The organism is Pseudomonas sp. Ag1 (genome assembly GCF_000278565.1).
Taxonomy (GTDB): domain Bacteria; phylum Pseudomonadota; class Gammaproteobacteria; order Pseudomonadales; family Pseudomonadaceae; genus Aquipseudomonas.
In genome coordinates, this window is sequence record NZ_AKVH01000090.1 from 57,646 (window position 1) to 76,354 (window position 18,709).

An 18,709-nucleotide genomic window follows, 5' to 3' on the forward strand; every position below is an offset into this window, starting at 1 on the left:
GCGTGGATTATTCGAGAATAATTAATCTTATTAAAGAGTCGGATTACGTTGAGTTTGCTGATTATGGTGACGGGATTGCTGATGAGTGGATTTATAAAGCTGAAGCTCGTCTTGGGTTGAAGTTGCCTGATAGCTATAAATGGTGGCTGAAGTGTTATTCTGGCGGGGAAATATCTGGGGAGGAGATTTATAGTATCTACGAAATGGATTTTGATAGTGTAAGGGGGGGGGATATCGTTTATATGTCAATCGTTAACGGTCGAAATGGGTTGTGTGGGAAGGAGAGGCTATTTATCTGCGAACCGCCGGGTGCAGGGGAATCATTTTATTTTGCCACGGACGATGGTCTTAATGATGGAGAGTATCCTGTTTATAGGCTTGAACTTTCTGATCAAACTTCTAGTTTGTATGCGAAAAACTTTATCGATTTCTTAGAAAAAAGAATAATGTCTTTCAGTTGAATAACGATTCTGCGTTTAAAAAATGGTTGAGAAAGGCTCGGTGCAAAAGCGACAGGAGAATTAGCTAGTTCTGGTGGGAAACCCACTGTTGAGTTATTTGGTGGGAAGAATGCTCAAACTCCTGGTGCTATAAACGTGGATGTCCGAGCAGATATTCAGTCTGGTATTCGAGCGGACGCAACGAAACTTCCTTTCAAGGATAGTTCGGTGGGAGAGATTGTTGCTAGTAACCCATTCATTCCCAAGAGTGCAGGTGGTACTAACTCAATGATGGATTTTCTTCCGGAAGCTACTCGCGTGGTTGAGCCTGGTGGAAAGATATTTGTCAACGCAAATGCTGCGAACCCTTACGGAAAAATACCAAGTGCGTAAAGGGGACGGATTTATTTAAATATTTAAAAATCCAGATGAGTTGATTAAATAAATCCGTCCCCTTTGACCCAATGTGGTGAGTTTGAAAACGATTGATACCCGAGGTAAAGGGTGGTCTTATGACATGAGAACCCATATGGACACCTTGCAAAGTTCAAAAATTACCGTGGATGGCGTACCGGCAACGAAAATTTTGGACATCCGAGTTCAACCGGGCGGAATGGCTGACGCGAGCAAGCTTATAGAGTATGGAAAGCAACGTAATATTACTGTGATTATTAAAGAGTTCGGTGGCTAATCATATGGCTGAAATTGAAATTGTCTTTAGCGAGAGGCTACATGATGGCGCTTCAGTTGTATGGGGGCGGCTAATACAACAGCTCAAAAACTTTAATGAGGATACCGTCATTGATGGCTTTACCGGCAAGAAAATAGGGTTGGCGGACGTTTCGAATTACTTGGAGAAAAACAAGTGTCAGAGTTTTTTTATTGAGCTGGCAAACGGTTCTGTCGAGTTTTCGTATGTGGCAGATAAAGCGTTTTATCGGCTTGATATGAAACACCTGGCGAATTCGATTGAAGTTGCACAGACCTTGATTGAAGCTTTAATCGATGAGCCCGGCTTTGTTCAGGCTCGAATTTACGACGCCGAGTATGATCGATGGCAAAATGCCGAGAGTCTTACGCTCTTTGAAGTTGAGCGCGTCGAACACGCTCATCTGCCCAAGAAAAGTAATGGGCTGCCTTTTCCGCTGACCCAAGAGGTCGTAGATATATCAAAAAATCCTGGGCGTTGGGTTTTAAGAAACGGCTACATTGAGGCGGTTGGCGCTTTCATGTGGGTAAGCAAATCCTTGCTTCAGTTAGTGGGTGTCGACGAAAAGAAGTTAATGGATATCGACTGCTTTGCAGTAGAAGATTTGGGCGGCGTTTTGAAGATTGCTGCCTATAATCAGTGCTTCACTGCAGCCGTAGGGGCTCAGGCAGAGAGGCAGGACTTGCTGAGAGAAGTTTTGTTTAACGCGTGAATTAGAGCGAGAATCGGGCGCGGGAAATAGGGTTCAGGCCACGGTTTTCTAATTAAAGTATTAATAGTGGTCTGACCCCCTATTTCTCGGTCGATGATATAACAGCGTAAAGGGGGCGGATTTATTTAAATATTAAAAATTTCTTATGAGTTAATTAAATAAATCCGTCCCCTTTAACCAAATGCAAGTGGTATCTGTAATAAGTGTAGTGCAGGTTTGACGGGTAATAGTGACCTGAATGGGGTGGTTAAACAATTCAGTCAGCGCTATCCTACTCTTCTGCTAAGAGTTACCGCTGAGGGAGGGGCAGCAATGCCAAATCGTCTAACAGTCCTAGTTAAAGATGGGAGAATAGTTAATGGACAATGAAGAAGCGCTTAAAGTCATTGACAGTATGATGTGGGTAAAGAAAGCCTCAATTTTCCTTCTGTTGCTTGATTATGCTCTACGTAACCTTGACTCGGCGAGTGATACGCAAAAAAAATGTCAGGAGGCAGTTGATAAGTGTTGGCGATGGTTGTCTGATCGAGGGCTCAGTGCTGATGAATTAGCATATTATCTAGACTCCGATGATATGCAGAGCGGACCGCTGGCAGAAGGAAATTTTGCATCTGAAAGCGTAGAACAAAATAGTTTAATTTTAATATTGTTGGTGATCGGTTTTTTTGCCAATAAGGCCTATAAGATTGTAGGGCTACAAGAGCAAATGTCTGAGCCGGTATGTGAGGCGGACGAGAGCTCTGCTGTATATATTGTTGCTTATATTGAACGGATAGGCTTGTCTGATAAGTTGAGTGTTTATCTATCTGCACACGTTTTGGAAAATAGGGGGCAATCCACGTTTTAATGCTGGCAGAGTTGCTCTTTAACGTAAAGGGCAAGGATTTATTTAGGACGTAAAAGTGACGGATTTGTTTAAATATTAGATTTAAAAACTCCAGCTAGGTCAATTAAATAAATCCGTCCCCTTTGCCTAGAGTGAGTATAAAAAATGGAAAACTTGGAACTCTCCGAGTTAAAATTTCCGAGTATGAGAGAGGAGCTGGTTTCCTATCTGGCAGGTTTGTCGGACTCAGATTACCAGTTCCGTGCCTGGGTAGAACGTTCATCGCCGAATTTAGCTTATGATGAACTTGATTACACAATACATTTTTTATATGACGATACAGGGCTCGCTGAAAATGCATACACTTGGATAGGGCTAGTTTTGAAAAATGATCAGGAAGCTAGAGCCATCGAGGACGTGGTTCAAGCTATTGACGCGCTTTTTGATAAGTATGGTCCTGATCTTTCTGATAAAGAGTATTTGGAAAAAGAAGAGTGGGCACGCATAGTGTGCGTTTCTAAAGATGCTTTAAAAGTTTTGCTTCATGGTAAGTGAGGTTGTTTAACCGAGTTAAAGGGGCGGCACCCAGGCCGCCCGGCTTTTACTCAGGATGGATCGGTATTGAGTCTGCGACTGATGACATCCAGCAAATCACACCCATCGCGCAGCGGAATCGCCAGCAATTGGGCGAAGTCTTGAAGCACCACAGCATCGCTGCTGAGTTGGTCGCGGAAGGCCAGGTTTTCCAGCAGTTGGGTGACGGCGCGAATCCGGTACACGGCGGCGTCGTGGAGGACATCGAGGGGCGCATGGGTGTCGATAAGCAGGGCGGGGACGGTGCAGTCGTGGCCCGTGAGGGGCATGTATCGATTCATTGTCAGTACTCTGTTGGTGGATTAAGCCACCACTCATTCGTCGCCAAACGAATGGGTGGCGGCCGTACGCAGGTTGGCGAACCGGCAACAGAGAAAACCGGCAGACCCGAAGGTCTCCCGCGCACAGCCGCCATATCATGCACAGCTTTGCGGGTGCAAAAACACCTGCATAGAAGCGGGATGCTTTTGCGCTCTGTTGTCAGGTCGCCAAACCTGAATCGCCATGTGGGCGACGGCCCGGACTATAAGCCCGCACCCAAACCCACGCAAGGCAGCAAAGTACTGGCCCACTCCCAATGCCTCATGTCTTCACCCCCATTGCCGACACCCTGGCGATGATTAAACGCATCCACCCACCACCAACATTAAAGGACTGATGTGAAAAACCTTCTCCTGATTCTCCTCTCCACCCTCATCCTCGGCGGCTGCGTCAGCCAGCCCCTCACGCCCGAGCATCGCGCACAGGTCAAGACGGTCAAAGTGCTGCCCGTAAAGTGGGAAAAGAACATGGTCTACATGGGCCGTGAACAAGCCTGGGGTGCGGCCCTGGGCGCCGGGCTTGGTGCGGGCGTCGGCATGGCCAGCGGCGCGTCCAAGCTGGGCACGGCGGCCTTGAGCGGCGCGGGGTTTGCCGCCGGCATGAAGGCAGGGCAACTGGCCGAGATGTCGACGCCGGCCGCGATCCTCACGGTGATGGACGCCGAAAATATCGACTTGGGCGTGTTGCTCAAGCAGGCCTTTATCGATGCCTTGGGTAAGACGTCATCGCTCAAAGTGGTGGGTGACGACGAGCCGGCCGATGCGCAGATTCAACTGACGGTAGGCGAGTGGGGCTTTCGCCTGACCCAGGGTTTCAGCAGCGTGGTCTACCCGACGCTAACCGTGGTGGCGCGCATGGACCGTGGCGACGAGATGCTCTGGCGCACGGTGGAGTCGATCACGCCGTTCAATGGCCAGAATGTCTACGGTTACACGCCGCTCACTTATCGCACTGATCCTGAGGCGTTGCGCCGCGCGTTGATGGGTATCACGCAGATCTCCGGGAGTTATCTGGTGAAGGAGCTCAAGTAGACCAGCGAGAGGTCGCCGCGTGGCTTGCGGTGGCTGATCCTGACGCGAGCAGTTTGATAGAACCCGCCGAGCACCTTGAACATTTTGTATATCCCAGTGTCTTTACCCCGCCCACCCGCAACCGGTCGGGCTGCATGGACTGCAGCGTTTTCAAATGACATTAAGGATTAATGTGAACCTCGCCCCCCAAGCCTCTTTTCTGTCACCGCCCGCTGTGGTGCACAGGCGCGCGCCTGCGTTTCAGGAAGGCACCCTGGGGGAATGCATTCGGATCAATTGATCCCTCGCTTAGTACACCTACTGCCGCCGGGCCTATTGGCGGCTTTTAATGTAGTTCATGGAGTTTGAAATGAAGCGTAAGCAGTTCCAGAAAAGCCTGTTGGCACTCATGGTCGGCGCAATCAGTTCGCAAGCGCTGGCGGTGGAATTCGACCTGGGGCAGGGCAAGAACATTTGGGTCGGCGAGACCTTTAATGAGTCATTGATTATCAACGGGACGTTCTCCGAAGTAGTGGTGCCGACCACCACCAACCCTGCCGGACTGGGTGTGGCCAACACCACTATCCAGGGTTCGTTGATCAACCGTGCCGACATCACTCTGGATTCCCAGGGCGCCGCCATCCGTGCGATTGCCCTGGACCCGCTGTTCTGGTCGGGCCCGCAGAACCTGAGCCCGGGAACTGTCACCGGGGACGTGGTCCAGGCGGGCAACATTCTTATGAAAAATGGGGGTTACGAGGGGCTTGAGATCGGCGCGACGACCATCGGTGGAAGTGTCATCAACTCCGGCACCATCCGTTCCACGCTGCCCCTGAGCCCGCCGGCTTCACCTTCCTACGTGGATGGCGGTGAAGGCATTTACCTGCATGGCACCACCATCGCCGGCGACGTCTCGAACACCGGTGTGATCGACATGAACGGTGATTACGCCATCGGCCTGATCCTCGACCGCCAGAACAATCTGGGGACCACTGTCGGCGGCAAAATCCTCAACGCCGGCACGCTCAAGGCGACGGGCGAGGGCGCCTGGGGCATCGAGGTGGAAACCGACACCAACCCTCTGCGCATCGAAAACAGCGGCCTGCTTTCTGCCAACGGCAATGACGCCAAGACGGTGATGTTTCTAAACGGTTCGGTCGACTACATCCTCAACACCGGCACCGTCGAGGCCACGGGCACCAACGCCAATGCCTTCGAGTTTGCCGGGGCAACCTTTGCCCAGAACAGCGCGACCGGCGCGCGCGGCATCGTTAACCGCGGCACGATCAGCGCCGATGGCACAGCCATTCATGTAGATGCCGCGGACCAGACCTCGGCGTTCGAGATCAACCAGCAAGCCGGCGAGATCCGCAGTAACGCCGGCATCGCCATCGACGCCGCCAACCTTGCCACGCTGAATTGGACCGGCGGCAAAATCACCGGCGACCTGCTCAACTTGAGCGCGGTGAATGTCGCAGGCCAGGCCGATTTCACCGGCAGCCGCATCATCGCGCCGGTATCGGTCAACTCGGGCTCGCTGAACCTGTCGGCGCCCGGTACTGCGATCACTGGCAACCTCAACGTTGCTAGCGGCGCAGGTATTGATATCCACCTGGCCGACAGCGTAGTGCCGACCACGCCGTACCTGACCGTCAACGGTGCAGCGAATTTCGCCCAGGCTTCGAAGCTGACCGTGAGCGCCAAGCCGGGCGACTTCGCCAGCACCAACAACGGCACTCAGTACACCCTGTTGCAAGCCACCAGCGTGCAAGACAATGGCCTGTCTGTGGCCAGCTCGTCCTCTCTGCTGAACGTGCTGAGCTACTCGGCCGACGCGCAAACGGTCAAGGCCGTGGTGGCGGTTAAAGACAACCAGCAAGTGCAGCAGGAGCTCGCCGCGGTGGGCGCCGGCGCTGCGTCAGCGACGGCGGTGAACACCTTTAAAAACGACGTACTGAGCGGACTCAATCAGAACGACCCAGTGTTCCAAACCCTGGCTGACGCCGGCACAGCACAGCAGCTTGCTCAGGTCAGCGAACAACTCAAGCCGGACGTCAATCGCGGCGCCCTGGACGTGGCGTTGTCGGGCCAGACCGTGGTCAACGGCGCGATCTTCAACCGCCTCACCGACCAGCGCGAAAGCCATCAAACCGGCGGCGTGTGGGTGCAGGGCCTGAGCAGCAACATGGACCAGGACGGGCGTGGCGGCAACAACGGCTACTCGGCCAACAGCAGCGGCATGGCCGTGGGTGTGGACGGGCGCTTGAACGACACCACCACGTTGGGCGTGGCGTACAGCTACCTTAACTCCAACATCCATTCCGACCTCGGCAACAAGACCGATGTGGAGGGCCATGCGCTGTCGCTGTACGGCAACTGGTCGCTGCAAAACTGGTTTGTCGACGGCAGCCTCAGCTATGGCCATAACGACAACGACAGCAAACGCCATATCGCCGGCACCACAGCCAAGGGCAGTTACGACAGCAATGTGCTGTCTGCCAGTGTGATCGGCGGCTACAGCTTCAAGCCGTCGCAGGCCGTGGTGATCGAGCCGCGCGTGGCAGCGCGTTACGCCAACGTGCGCATGGACGGTTTCAACGAGAAGGGCTCCTCGGCCGCGCTGAGCACCCAGTCGCAACGCTATGAAGTGGGCGAGCTGGGCGCTGGTGTGCGCTTGGCGGGCAACTTGCCCATGGGTGCCGGTAGCTTGCAGCCGGAAGCAACCTTGATGGCGTATCACGACCTGATGGGTGATCGCGTCGCACAAACCTCCAGCTATGTGCTCGGCGGTTCTGCGTTCACCGTCACCGGCGCTTCGGTGGCGCGTGACAGCTATGAAGCCAGTGTCGGCGTGAACTACCAGGTGTCGGACTTTACCGTGGGTGCCAGCTACACCCGCCAGGCCCGCAGTGGTTTTGATGCCGATGGGGTCATGCTCAAGGCGCGGTACGCGTTTTAAGTATTACGGCCGATAGAAAACGGCATCGGGCTGCGGTTCTCCCACGTAGCCCGAGCCAGACTTTTAAATGTGCTCAAGGAAGTAACCCATGAAAAAGACCTCACTCTTAATCCTCGCCCTGGTCTTGGCCGGCTGCCACTCCACTGCCAGGAACTCCTCGCCAAGCCTGCTGACGGACGGCGTCCAGTTGCAGCAGAAAAAGGTCGAGGTGGACGCCGAACACGCCAAGGTCATCATGAAGGCAACCGGTTTTACCTATCCGGTGCAGTTCTCCGTACGCCGTAGTTCCGATGCAGATCAGCGTCCGGAAATCCTCGGGACGGTGGTGGATTCCGGCCGTGGCAAGGTATTCGGCTGGATCGCCAAGATGAACGAAGTGGGCAACAGCGCCGTCGCCAAACGCTTCCCGCAGTTGGAAGTGCAGGCTGACCCGGGGCAGCCCTTTGAAGTGATCGGCGAGTCACGGGTCTACAACGCCAACTATGTCGGCCTCGTCAAAACCTATGTGTATGAGTGCGGCCCCATGAGTTCGACCTTCAAGCCTGAGAAGCAAAAGGTTTACCTGGTGGAATTCGTGATTATCGGGAAGGGCTGTGAGCAGCATGTGTATGACGTAACTGCGCCTAACGAGCGTGTCCCGGTGGCGACTGTGGCAGCGACGGGAAATATTCCGTCGCTCTAAGTTGCTTTAACCCGAATCGCCAGCCCCTTGCGTCTGACCTTGTGAACGGATCATTCATTCACGAGGTTCAGCCCATGTCCCGTCCTCTTCTGCTGTTACGCCCTGCCGCCCAAGGCTTCACCGTGACCCTGCTGGTGGCGCTTGCCGGGTGTGGGCTCTCTTCATCCCGTGACGTGGCCAAGCCCGCTGAGTCGGCGCCTGTCGTGGAGGTGCAAAGTGAGCCCGCCAGCGTCCAGGGGGCCATGGTCAAGCGGATGGTTGCGCCTGCACCGATGGCGTCGCGATTGGTCATGAACGACTCGATCGCCATGCAATACCAGACCGAGCCTCGGGAGCACTATCAGAACCTCCCGGACAACCCGATTCGCAGCGTTGCCGAAACACCGGTCTCCACCTTCAGCGTCGATGTCGACACCGGCAGCTATGCCAACGTACGACGCTTCCTCAATCAAGGCAGCCTGCCGCCCGAAGGTGCTGTGCGACTTGAGGAGATGGTCAATTACTTCCCTTATGACTACGCCTTGCCCACCGACGGCTCGCCCTTTGGCGTGACCACTGAAGTAGCACCGTCACCCTGGAACCCCCACACCCGACTGTTGCGCATCGGCATCAAGGCCTCGGACCGCGCGGTGGCAGACCTGGCACCGGCCAACCTGGTGTTCCTGGTGGACGTATCCGGCTCGATGAATCGCCGCGAAGGCCTGCCTCTGGTCAAGAGCACCCTGAAATTGCTGGTGGACCAACTGCGCGACCAGGACCGCGTCTCGCTGGTGGTCTACGCCGGCGAATCGCGGGTGGTGCTCAAGCCCACCTCGGGCCGCGACAAAACCACGATCCGCAATGCCATCGACCAACTTACCGCCGGCGGCTCCACCGCAGGCGCGTCGGGGATCGAAATGGCCTACCAAATGGCCCGCGAAGGGTTTATCGACAAAGGCATCAACCGCATCCTGCTGGCCACCGATGGCGACTTCAACGTGGGCGTCAGTGACTTCGACAGCCTCAAGCAAATGGCCGTCGACCAGCGCAAAAGCGGCGTGTCCCTGACCACCCTCGGCTTCGGTGTGGATAACTACAACGAACACCTGATGGAACAACTGGCCGATGCCGGTGATGGCAACTACGCCTATATCGACAACCTGCGCGAAGCCCGCAAAGTGCTGGTGGACCAGCTCAGCTCAACCCTCGCCGTGGTGGCCCGGGATGTGAAACTGCAAGTGGAATTCAATCCGGCACAGGTCAGTGAATACCGATTGCTGGGCTATGAAAACCGCGCCCTGAAGCGTGAGGATTTCAACAACGACAAGGTCGACGCCGGCGAAATCGGTGCAGGGCATACAGTGACCGCGTTGTATGAAATTGTCCCGAAGGGTGAACAGGGTTGGCTGGAGCCACTGCGCTACGCATCGGCGGCCAAGGCTGACGGTAAAACTGATGAGTTGGCGATGTTGCGGGTACGCTACAAACCAGCGGAAGGCGGCGATAGCCGACTGATCGAACACCCGATCAGCAACCAGCACAGCGGCAAACCCAGCGACGACCTGCGCTTCTCTGCCGCCGTGGCCGCCTTCGCCCAGCAACTCAAGGGTGATGGCCGCTACACTGGCAGCATGAGTATCAAGGACACGGCCGCACTGGCACGTTCCGCACGGGGCGACGACCCTTTTGGTTTGCGCGGCGAGTTTGTGCAACTGGTCGAATTGGCCCAGAGCCTCCAGGCCCCGGCCAGACACTGATCCACCTCAAAGGAGTGCGCCACCTGATGGATTCACCCAGCGACGAAGCCTTGCTGTCCCGCTACCGCAGCGGCGACGGTGCAGCGTTCGAGGCCCTGTACGCGCGGCATCGACAGGGCCTGTACCGTTTTCTCGTGTCCTTGAGCAACAAGGCCGAACTGGCCGAGGAAGTGTTCCAGGACACCTGGCTCAGCCTGATCCGCAGCACCAGCGAGCCACAGGGGCGGGCGAGTTTTCGCACCTGGCTGTTCCAGGTTGCCCGCAACCGCCTGATCGACCACTGGCGCAAGCACGGCATCCACAACCCGCTGCACGACAGCTACGATGAGCAGCTTCACGGCCAGCCCGACGACAGCGCCGGGCCTGAGCAACTGCTGAGCCTGAGCCGTGATCAGGCGCGCCTGGACAGCGCGTTGCAAGACTTGCCCGAAGACCAGCGCGAAGTGTTCCTGCTGCGCCTGCATGGCGAGCTGGAAGTGCCACAAATCGCCGCGCTCACCGGCGCCCCACTGGAAACGGTAAAAAGCCGCTTGCGTTACGCCCAGCAGAAACTGCGCCGACTGCTGGCCGAGGAGGTACCCGCATGACTGACCCCCGACATACCCAGGACTCGAACGACGAGCTGCTGATCGAGCATTTCCGTCAACACACCAGCGGCGAGCCGCCGGCTTCCCTGGACGCCTTCATCCTGGCCACCGCCCACCGTGAAGCGCCGGTGCGGCAACCCGGCCTGTGGCAGCGTTGGTTACAGGCCTGCCAACGGCCGCGCTGGCAGATGGCGTTTGCCACCGTCGCGGGTGTGGCCCTGATGATTGGTTTGGTCACGCGCTCGCCGGTGCCGCGGCCGGAGTTATCCACAGGGACTTACGCGGCGGCTCCGCAAGACCTGGCCCGCCCGGCCCCGGCAGCCGCGCCGATGGCTCGATTCTCCGTGGCTCCGCAGGCTGACAGTGCGCCGCAGGTGCAGGCAGAAGTCGCGGGCTCGCTGGCGGATGAGCCGGTGGCGAAGATGAGCAAGCGCTCGGCTGTTGTGCTGCCGCCATTGGAGCAAGGGCTGCAGGAAATCCTGCGGTTGCGGCAGGCGGGAGAGGCGAAGGCGGCGGATGAGAAGCTGCTGGAGTTGCATAAGCGCTTTCCCAAGGAAGACTTGCCGGCGCGGTTGGAGGCGTTGCAGAAACCCTGAATCGACGCCCACAAAAAAGCCCCAGGCCTTTCGACCTGGGGCTTTTTCATCTGTATCTGGTGCACCCGGCGGGATTCGAACCCACGACCCCTGCCTTCGGAGGGCAGTACTCTATCCAGCTGAGCTACGGATGCTTGTGCGGGCGACATCATACCCATGTCGACCTTGGGCGTCCATGCCGCTTTTCGCCCGGCCACCGGTAGGAATACGCGCCGCTGACGCCCTGTGCCGGGCATCTCGGCGCAATACGGTGGAACTCGCCCGAAACACGCTGATCAGAAAAATCGAGCAAATGCGCCGTTTTCGTTCTTTTTTTCGAACAGACTATTGCCCTGCACCCCCATTGATCCTAGGATTCGTTTGAGATTTCAAACGCTCCTGCCTGGGTGCTGAACCGCACATTTGTCCTTTCGTGCGCTATTTACGTGCTTGCGCCCAGTGAATGATTTCCCTGACGGCAGCCCTCAAGGCGCCTTTCAACAACTCTAATTCGCTCCGCGCGTGCGCGGTGCTGTTAAGGAAAGCCGACATGCAGCTCAAAGACACCCAGTTGTTCCGCCAGCAAGCCTTCATTGATGGCGCTTGGGTCGATGCGGACAACGGTCAAACGATCAAGGTCAACAACCCCGCTACCGGCGAAATCCTCGGTACCGTGCCAAAAATGGGCGCCGCCGAAACCCGTCGCGCCATTGAAGCAGCTGACAAGGCCCTGCCGGCCTGGCGTGCACTTACCGCCAAGGACCGCGCCAACAAGCTGCGCCGCTGGTTCGAGCTGATCATCGAGAACCAGGATGACCTGGCTCGCCTGATGACCCTGGAACAAGGCAAGCCGCTGGCCGAAGCCAAGGGCGAAATCGTTTACGCCGCTTCGTTCATCGAGTGGTTCGCCGAAGAAGCCAAGCGCGTCTACGGTGATGTGATTCCCGGCCACCAGCCGGACAAGCGCCTGATCGTGATCAAGCAACCAATCGGCGTTACCGCTGCCATCACGCCGTGGAACTTCCCGGCCGCGATGATCACCCGTAAAGCCGGCCCGGCCCTGGCTGCCGGTTGCACCATGGTGCTCAAGCCTGCGTCGCAAACCCCGTTCTCCGCGTTCGCCCTGGCTGAACTGGCCCAGCGTGCCGGGATTCCGAAAGGTGTGTTCAGCGTGGTCTCCGGCAGCGCCGGCGATATCGGCAGCGAGCTGACCAGCAACCCGATCGTGCGTAAGTTGTCCTTCACCGGCTCCACCGAAATCGGTCGCCAGCTGATGGCCGAATGCGCCAAGGACATCAAGAAGGTTTCCCTGGAACTGGGCGGCAACGCGCCGTTCATCGTGTTCGACGACGCAGACCTGGATAAGGCCGTCGAAGGCGCGATCATTTCCAAGTACCGCAACAACGGCCAGACCTGCGTCTGCGCCAACCGCCTGTACATCCAGGATTCGGTGTACGACGCGTTCGCCGAGAAACTGAAAGTGGCGGTGGCCAAGCTGAAGATCGGCAATGGTCTGGAAGAGGGCACCACCACCGGCCCGCTGATCGACGAGAAGGCCGTGGCCAAGGTTCAGGAGCACATCGCTGACGCCCTGAGCAAAGGCGCGACCCTGTTGGCTGGCGGCAAGGTGATGGAAGGCAACTTCTTCGAGCCGACCATCCTGGTCAACGTGCCGAAAGATGCTGCCGTGGCCAAGGAAGAAACCTTCGGCCCACTGGCGCCGCTGTTCCGCTTCAAAGACGAAGCCGAAGTGATCGCGATGTCCAACGACACCGAGTTCGGCCTGGCTTCCTACTTCTATGCCCGCGACCTGGGCCGTGTGTTCCGTGTGGCTGAAGCCCTGGAATACGGCATGGTCGGCGTCAACACCGGGTTGATCTCCAACGAAGTGGCGCCGTTCGGCGGCATCAAGGCTTCGGGCCTGGGCCGTGAAGGCTCCAAGTACGGGATCGAGGACTACCTGGAAATCAAATACCTCTGCCTGGGCATTTAAGCCCGGCAAGGCATTGTTGCAAACGCAAAGGGCACGAGAGCGCTGTCCCTTTGCGTGTTTCACCCCGTTATTCGTAGTGGCCGGGAAAGCTGTGGCAGTCGATCATCGCATGCTGCCGTAGTTGCCTCCCCGCCACGTATTCCTTGGACCACGCCACCCGATGAGTGGCGAATGAGGACTTTATGAGCAAGACCAACGCATCCCTGATGAAACGCCGCGAAGCCGCTGTACCACGCGGTGTTGGCCAGATTCACCCGATCTTCGCCGAGTCGGCGAAGAACGCCACCGTGACCGACGTTGAAGGTCGCGAGTTCATCGACTTCGCCGGCGGTATCGCCGTGCTGAACACCGGCCATGTGCACCCGAAAATCATCGCCGCCGTGACCGAACAGTTGAACAAGCTGACTCACACCTGCTTCCAGGTACTGGCCTACGAGCCGTACGTTGAGCTGTGCGAAAAAGTTAACGCCAAGGTGCCGGGTGATTTCGCCAAGAAAACCCTGCTGGTCACCACCGGTTCCGAAGCGGTAGAAAACGCCGTGAAGATTGCCCGTGCCGCCACTGGCCGTGCCGGCGTGATCGCGTTCACCGGCGCCTACCACGGTCGCACCATGATGACCCTGGGCCTCACCGGCAAAGTCGTGCCGTACTCGGCCGGCATGGGCCTGATGCCAGGCGGCGTGTTCCGCGCGCTGTTCCCGAACGAACTGCACGGTGTGAGCGATGACGACTCCATCGCCAGCATCGAACGCATCTTCAAGAACGATGCCGAGCCGCGTGATATCGCTGCCATCATCATCGAGCCGGTGCAGGGCGAAGGCGGTTTCTACGTCGCGCCTAAATCCTTCATGAAGCGCCTGCGCGAACTGTGCGACAAGCACGGCATCCTGCTGATCGCCGACGAAGTGCAAACCGGTGCCGGCCGTACCGGTACTTTCTTCGCCATGGAACAGATGGGCGTTGCCGCCGACCTGACCACCTTCGCCAAATCCATCGCAGGCGGCTTCCCGCTGGCCGGTGTATGCGGCAAGGCTGAATACATGGACGCCATTGCGCCAGGTGGCCTGGGCGGCACTTACGCTGGCAGCCCGATCGCTTGCGCCGCGGCCCTGGCCGTGATGGAAGTGTTCGAAGAAGAGCACCTGCTGGACCGCTGCAAGGCTGTGGGCGAGCGCCTGGTGACCGGTCTGAAAGCTATCCAGGCCAAGTACCCGGTGATCGGCGAAGTGCGTGCCCTGGGCGCAATGATTGCGGTCGAGCTGTTCGAAGATGGCGACAGCCATAAGCCGAACGCCGCTGCTGTCGCTTCCGTGGTGGCCAAGGCGCGTGACAAGGGCTTGATCCTGCTGTCCTGCGGCACCTACGGCAACGTGTTGCGCGTGCTGGTTCCGCTGACTTCGCCGGACGAGCAGTTGGACAAAGGCCTGGCGATCATCGAAGAGTGCTTCTCCGAGCTGTGATCAAAAGTTGACCTGATCGACAAAAAACCCGCTTAGGCGGGTTTTTTTGTGCCCGATGAACGGTATTCAGCCGTTGTTCATTGTACGCAGGCGGCTCCTTTGTCTAAGGTGCTGGTATTGCCGATGGAGCGTGCTGGATGACTGCTGTTGATTTACCGGCTGTACCCCGTGTGTTGATTGCCGAGGCCGACCCTTGGTCCCGAGATCTGCTCAAGCAGGTGTTGCTGAATGTGCGCTGTGACGCACGGCTGGATGTGTGTGCCGATGGCCAGCGGGCCACCGAGTTGCTGCGTGACAAACCCTATGACCTGATCATTGCCGATTGGGAGCTGCCCGGCGTCGATGGCCTGAGCCTGCTGCGCAGCGTGCGCCTGCAACGGCGTACGCCGCTGTTGCCGTTTATCCTGCTGAGTACCCGCAACGACAGCGCCAGTGTGCGCGAAGCCTTGCCGCTGGCACCGACCGCGTACCTGACCAAACCCCTGAACATGGAAAGCCTGACCCAGCGCCTGCAGGACTTGCTGCTGAACGAAGGTGAGACGGTGTATTGCGAAGTCCCGGCCCTGGCGCCGGGCATGACCTTGCCGGTGTTTCTGGAGCGCCGCCGGGAAGCCTCCGACGGCGCGCCGCTGCGGGTCGACGTGCAGGCTGCGGTGCAACATAGCCTGGAGCCGGAGGGCCTGGACCTCAAGCGCCTGGAAGAGCAGGTGCGCATGGACCCGCAGATTACTGCCGTGTTGATCGCCGCCGCCAACAGCGCCGGCCATCACGGTTCGCCGGTACAGACCCTGGGCATGGCCCTGCACAAGCTGGCGGCGGGGCAGAGCATGAACCTGATCCTGGGGCTCGCCCTCAAGCACAACGTGGTACTGAGCGACCCGAGCCTTGTGGATTACGCCGAGCGTCATTGGCAGCTGTCCCAGCGCACCGCCGACTACGCCCGCAGCCTGGCGCGCATGCTCGACCTGGATCACGAGCGCTGCTACAGCGCCGGCATCCTCCATCGCCTTGGCGACCTGGCCTTGCTGCGGTGCCTGCAAGACTGGCTGCTGGGCGGTGGCGAACTGGATGATGAAGCGATTGGCGAGTCCCTCTACACCTTCGGCGCGGCCTATGGTTCGGCACTGCGCACACGCTGGCGCCTGCCGCTGGAGTTGCGCCAGTTGATCGCGGCGATTTATTCGCTGGAGGGCGGGGTGTATTCCCGCGAAGCGCTGGTGATGAACCTGGCGGCGCAACTGGCGCGGCTGACCGAGCATGAAGGCGTCGAGGCATTGGCGAAAGGCAAGACGGCACGCTTGCTCAAGGTGGGTTTGCCGGAATTGACGCGTATGCGCAAAACCTAGCAGGCGATGCGTGCCAGTGTGGGAGCTGGCTTGCCTGCGATAGCATCATCCCGGTACAACCAACACGCCGAGGTGCCTGCATCGCGGGCAAGCCCGGCTCCCACAGGTCATCGTGTGGCGTCAGCCGGGGAGCACGCGGTTTTTGCCCTGGCGCTTGGCCTCGTACATGGCCGCGTCAGCGCGGGCAAACAGGCTGTCCACATTGGCGTCCTCGGCGGTCAGGCTGGCCAGGCCCTGGCTGACGGTGACCGCGAAGCTCTCACCGTCGTGGCTGAAACTCAGCTGCGCAATCTCGTGCCCCAGGCGTTCGGCCACCTGCATTGCCATCTCCGGGGCACAACCGGGCAGTATGGCGGCGAATTCTTCGCCGCCAATGCGCCCGAACAGGTCGCCACGGCGCAGAACTCCCCGACCGCTCTCGGCGATACGCTGCAACACCTGATCGCCTTCCAGGTGGCCGTAGGTGTCGTTCACCACCTTGAAGTCATCGATGTCCAGCAACAGGAACGCCAGGGGCGTGCCTTGCAGGCAGGCGCGTTCAAACTCGTGGTGGGCGCACTCGAAGAAATGCCGGCGGTTGCTGCTGCGGGTCAGTACATCGGTGGTGGCCAGACGGTGCAGCTCGAGCTCCAGCTGCTTCTTTTCGGTGATGTCTTCGGCTATGCCTACCACGATCACCGGCTGGCCAGGCTCGGCCTGCTGGTTGATGTAACACTTGTCGCTGAGCCAGCGGATCTGCCCGTCGGCGGTGATGATGCGGTACTCGCGGTCTTCCACGGCGCCGCTATGCAGCACCTGGGCCAGGCTGTGCTCGGCGTAGTCGAGGTCTTCGGGGTGGATGCTGTTGCGCCATTCCCGATAGTCGGTCAACAACATGCCCGCCGTACGTCCGAAAACCCGCTCATAGGCCGGGCTGACGTACAGCACGCGGCGAGTGTCCCACTCGATTGCCCAGAGCACGGCATTCACACTGACCAACAGCGAACTCAGCAGTTGCTCGCGTTCACTCAGCCGTTCCACTTCGCCCTGAGCATGCATCAGGGCCAGCAACGTAGCGGCGGCTGCCGGTCGTGGGTGTTCGAGGACGGGGGTGTCGGTGAAGGTCTTTTCGTGGACCATCGGCACAACTCTCTCTGGGCAGGCCGCGGGGTTGGGCAGCGGTCACAACAAGGGCCGCCGGGATGGCGAAGTGTTGATTGAGAGGGGGAATTTGCTGCGAAGTTCCGTTATCAGCGCCGATTAGAGGCGACCAAGAAATGGCGCCAGAAACATGTAGGAGCGAGTTTGTTGGGGGGAGGGGCTTGCTGTGGGGAAGGAGTTGCGGTGGGGAGGGGGCTGCTGTCGGGAAGGAGCTGCGGTGGGGAAGGAGCTGCTATGGGGAAGGAGCTTGTTGTGGCGAGGGAGCTTGCTCCCGCTGGGCTGCGYAGCGGCCCCAAAATCYTGGGAGCGCTKCGCACTCCAGCGGGAGCAAGCTCCCTCGCCACAGAAGCTCCCCTGCCACAAAAAATCGGCTCGCTACAGCCGTATCAGACCGCGGCAGGCCGCAGCGAATAGGTCTTCAGCTGATGGGCAAAGTCCCGCAGGGATTGAATCCCGCTCGCCTCGGCCTCGTGCACCCATTCCTTGATCGCCGCCAGCATGTCGTGGCCGTTGGTGCTGGTTTTCAGCCAGATCTGTTGCAGCGCCAGGCGCTTCTCGTAGATCACTTTCAGGGCCTGGCTGTGTTCCAGCATGCTCTGGATGCGCACATGGTGGCGGTCATCCAGCAGGCTGGTTTCCCGCGACAGCAGGCGCTTGGCGCGATGGAATTGGTGGCGCACCGAGTGATCGACCTTTTCCAGTTCCTGCTTGACCAGCGGGCCAATCACCAACTTGCGGTACTGGGCCATGATCTGGAAGCGGTTGTTGAGGATCGCCATCGCGGTGTCCATGTCCAGGCTGCCCTTGCCTTCGACCCGGTGGGCGATCGGCGCGACCCGTTGCACCTTGGCCAGGCGCAGGAAGCTGAACACTTTGATCCAGGCCCAGCCCAGGTCGAACTCCCACTTCTTCACCGACAGCTTGGCGGAGTTGGGGTAGGTGTGGTGGTTGTTATGCAGTTCTTCGCCACCCACGATGATGCCCCAGGGAATCAGGTTGGTCGCCGCGTCGCGGCATTCGAAGTTGCGGTAGCCGATGGCATGACCCAGGCCGTTGATTACGCCGGCAGCCCAGAACGGGATCCACATCATCTGGATGGCCCAGATGGTGATGCCGATGGTGCCGAACAGCAGCAGGTCGATCACGCCCATGATCGCCACGCCCAGCAGCGGGTACGGGGTGTAGAGCTTGCGCTCGATCCAGTCTTCCGGGCAGTTCTTGCCGTAGATGCGCAGGGTCTCGGGGTTCTCGGCTTCGGCGCGATACAGCTCGGCGCCTTTGCGCAGCACGGTGGACAGGCCCTTGATCACCGGGCTGTGAGGATCGTCGACGGTTTCGCACTTGGCGTGGTGTTTGCGGTGGATAGCGGTCCACTCGCGGGTGTTCTGCGCCGTGGTGAGCCACAGCCAGAAGCGGAAGAAGTGTTTCAGGCCAGCATTGAGCTCCAGGGAGCGGTGGGCTGAATAGCGGTGCAGATAGACCGTGACCCCGACAATGGTCACGTGGGTCATCAACAGAGTGACTGCCACCAGTTGCCAGGCCGACAAGTCAAGAAAACCGTTGTACCACATAGGCTGTATGGCCCTCAGATAAAGAAAAAACCAGCTTGCGCATTATCA

The 18,709-nt window shown here is 58.4% G+C and carries 18 protein-coding genes and 1 tRNA gene; 15 read left to right on the top strand and 4 right to left on the bottom strand.

The window, feature by feature from the left end:
- Positions 1–2: 2 nt before the first annotated feature.
- The 6 genes from A462_RS21485 (at position 3) to A462_RS21470 (ending at position 3,242) form a co-directional block, all read left to right on the top strand.
- On the top strand, positions 3–461 hold the full coding sequence (locus tag A462_RS21485) for an SMI1/KNR4 family protein (protein WP_008433668.1): 459 nt from the start codon (positions 3–5) through the stop codon (positions 459–461).
- Between the two features lie 135 nt (positions 462–596).
- The gene (locus tag A462_RS33245; RefSeq protein WP_256579544.1) at positions 597–833 is read left to right on the top strand and encodes a methyltransferase domain-containing protein; all 237 of its coding nucleotides are present in this window, start codon (positions 597–599) and stop codon (positions 831–833) included.
- A gap of 136 nt (positions 834–969) precedes the next feature.
- Positions 970–1,131, top strand: a complete 162-nt coding sequence (locus A462_RS34230; protein ID WP_008433669.1) for a hypothetical protein — start codon at positions 970–972, stop codon at positions 1,129–1,131.
- 4 nt (positions 1,132–1,135) lie between these two features.
- Positions 1,136–1,861: a hypothetical protein gene (locus A462_RS21480; RefSeq protein ID WP_008433670.1), complete on the top strand. Its 726-nt coding sequence runs from the start codon at positions 1,136–1,138 to the stop codon at positions 1,859–1,861.
- Between the two features lie 358 nt (positions 1,862–2,219).
- Positions 2,220–2,708: an Imm6 family immunity protein gene (locus A462_RS21475; protein WP_008433671.1), complete on the top strand. Its 489-nt coding sequence runs from the start codon at positions 2,220–2,222 to the stop codon at positions 2,706–2,708.
- A 144-nt stretch (positions 2,709–2,852) separates the two neighbouring features.
- Positions 2,853–3,242, top strand: coding sequence for an SCO4402 family protein (locus A462_RS21470; RefSeq protein ID WP_008433672.1), 390 nt, complete (start codon positions 2,853–2,855; stop codon positions 3,240–3,242).
- A gap of 50 nt (positions 3,243–3,292) precedes the next feature.
- Here the strand turns inward: A462_RS21470 and A462_RS21465 are convergent, their stop codons facing one another.
- Positions 3,293–3,550, bottom strand: coding sequence for a hypothetical protein (locus A462_RS21465; protein WP_008433674.1), 258 nt, complete (start codon positions 3,548–3,550; stop codon positions 3,293–3,295).
- Between the two features lie 390 nt (positions 3,551–3,940).
- On the opposite strand from A462_RS21465, the gene A462_RS21460 reads away from it, so the two are divergent.
- The 6 genes from A462_RS21460 (at position 3,941) to A462_RS21435 (ending at position 11,172) form a co-directional block, all read left to right on the top strand.
- Positions 3,941–4,633, top strand: a complete 693-nt coding sequence (locus A462_RS21460) for a hypothetical protein (protein WP_008433676.1) — start codon at positions 3,941–3,943, stop codon at positions 4,631–4,633.
- 349 nt (positions 4,634–4,982) lie between these two features.
- Positions 4,983–7,571: an autotransporter family protein gene (locus A462_RS21455; RefSeq protein ID WP_008433678.1), complete on the top strand. Its 2,589-nt coding sequence runs from the start codon at positions 4,983–4,985 to the stop codon at positions 7,569–7,571.
- An 88-nt stretch (positions 7,572–7,659) separates the two neighbouring features.
- On the top strand, positions 7,660–8,253 hold the full coding sequence (locus A462_RS21450) for a hypothetical protein (RefSeq protein ID WP_008433680.1): 594 nt from the start codon (positions 7,660–7,662) through the stop codon (positions 8,251–8,253).
- Between the two features lie 74 nt (positions 8,254–8,327).
- Complete coding sequence (locus A462_RS21445; RefSeq protein WP_008433683.1) at positions 8,328–9,989, top strand: vWA domain-containing protein; 1,662 nt, start codon at positions 8,328–8,330, stop codon at positions 9,987–9,989.
- 26 nt (positions 9,990–10,015) lie between these two features.
- A complete protein-coding gene (locus A462_RS21440) occupies positions 10,016–10,576 on the top strand; it encodes an RNA polymerase sigma factor (protein ID WP_008433685.1) in 561 nt (186 codons plus the stop codon).
- Entirely contained in the window at positions 10,573–11,172 is a 600-nt protein-coding gene (locus A462_RS21435) for a hypothetical protein (RefSeq protein ID WP_008433687.1), read from the top strand. The genes A462_RS21440 and A462_RS21435 overlap by 4 nt, the downstream gene beginning before the upstream one ends.
- Before the next feature lie 57 nt (positions 11,173–11,229).
- On the opposite strand, the gene A462_RS21430 is transcribed toward A462_RS21435, so the two are convergent.
- Positions 11,230–11,306, bottom strand: a tRNA-Arg gene (locus A462_RS21430).
- A 395-nt stretch (positions 11,307–11,701) separates the two neighbouring features.
- Between A462_RS21430 and gabD the strand changes: the two genes are divergently transcribed.
- From gabD to A462_RS21415, 3 genes are all read left to right on the top strand, one after another.
- Positions 11,702–13,144 carry an NADP-dependent succinate-semialdehyde dehydrogenase gene (gabD, locus tag A462_RS21425; protein ID WP_003218155.1) on the top strand — a complete coding sequence of 481 codons (1,443 nt, stop codon included), beginning with the start codon at positions 11,702–11,704 and terminating at the stop codon, positions 13,142–13,144.
- A 182-nt stretch (positions 13,145–13,326) separates the two neighbouring features.
- Positions 13,327–14,604, top strand: coding sequence for a 4-aminobutyrate--2-oxoglutarate transaminase (gabT, locus tag A462_RS21420; RefSeq protein ID WP_003218153.1), 1,278 nt, complete (start codon positions 13,327–13,329; stop codon positions 14,602–14,604).
- A 137-nt stretch (positions 14,605–14,741) separates the two neighbouring features.
- A complete protein-coding gene (locus A462_RS21415; RefSeq protein WP_003218151.1) occupies positions 14,742–15,950 on the top strand; it encodes an HDOD domain-containing protein in 1,209 nt (402 codons plus the stop codon).
- A gap of 120 nt (positions 15,951–16,070) precedes the next feature.
- Here the strand turns inward: A462_RS21415 and A462_RS21410 are convergent, their stop codons facing one another.
- Both A462_RS21410 and desA read right to left on the bottom strand, forming a co-directional pair.
- Positions 16,071–17,069, bottom strand: coding sequence for a GGDEF domain-containing protein (locus A462_RS21410; protein WP_003218149.1), 999 nt, complete (start codon positions 17,067–17,069; stop codon positions 16,071–16,073).
- A gap of 407 nt (positions 17,070–17,476) precedes the next feature.
- Positions 17,477–18,661, bottom strand: coding sequence for a delta-9 fatty acid desaturase DesA (desA, locus tag A462_RS21405; protein ID WP_003218147.1), 1,185 nt, complete (start codon positions 18,659–18,661; stop codon positions 17,477–17,479).
- Positions 18,662–18,709 lie beyond the last annotated feature (48 nt).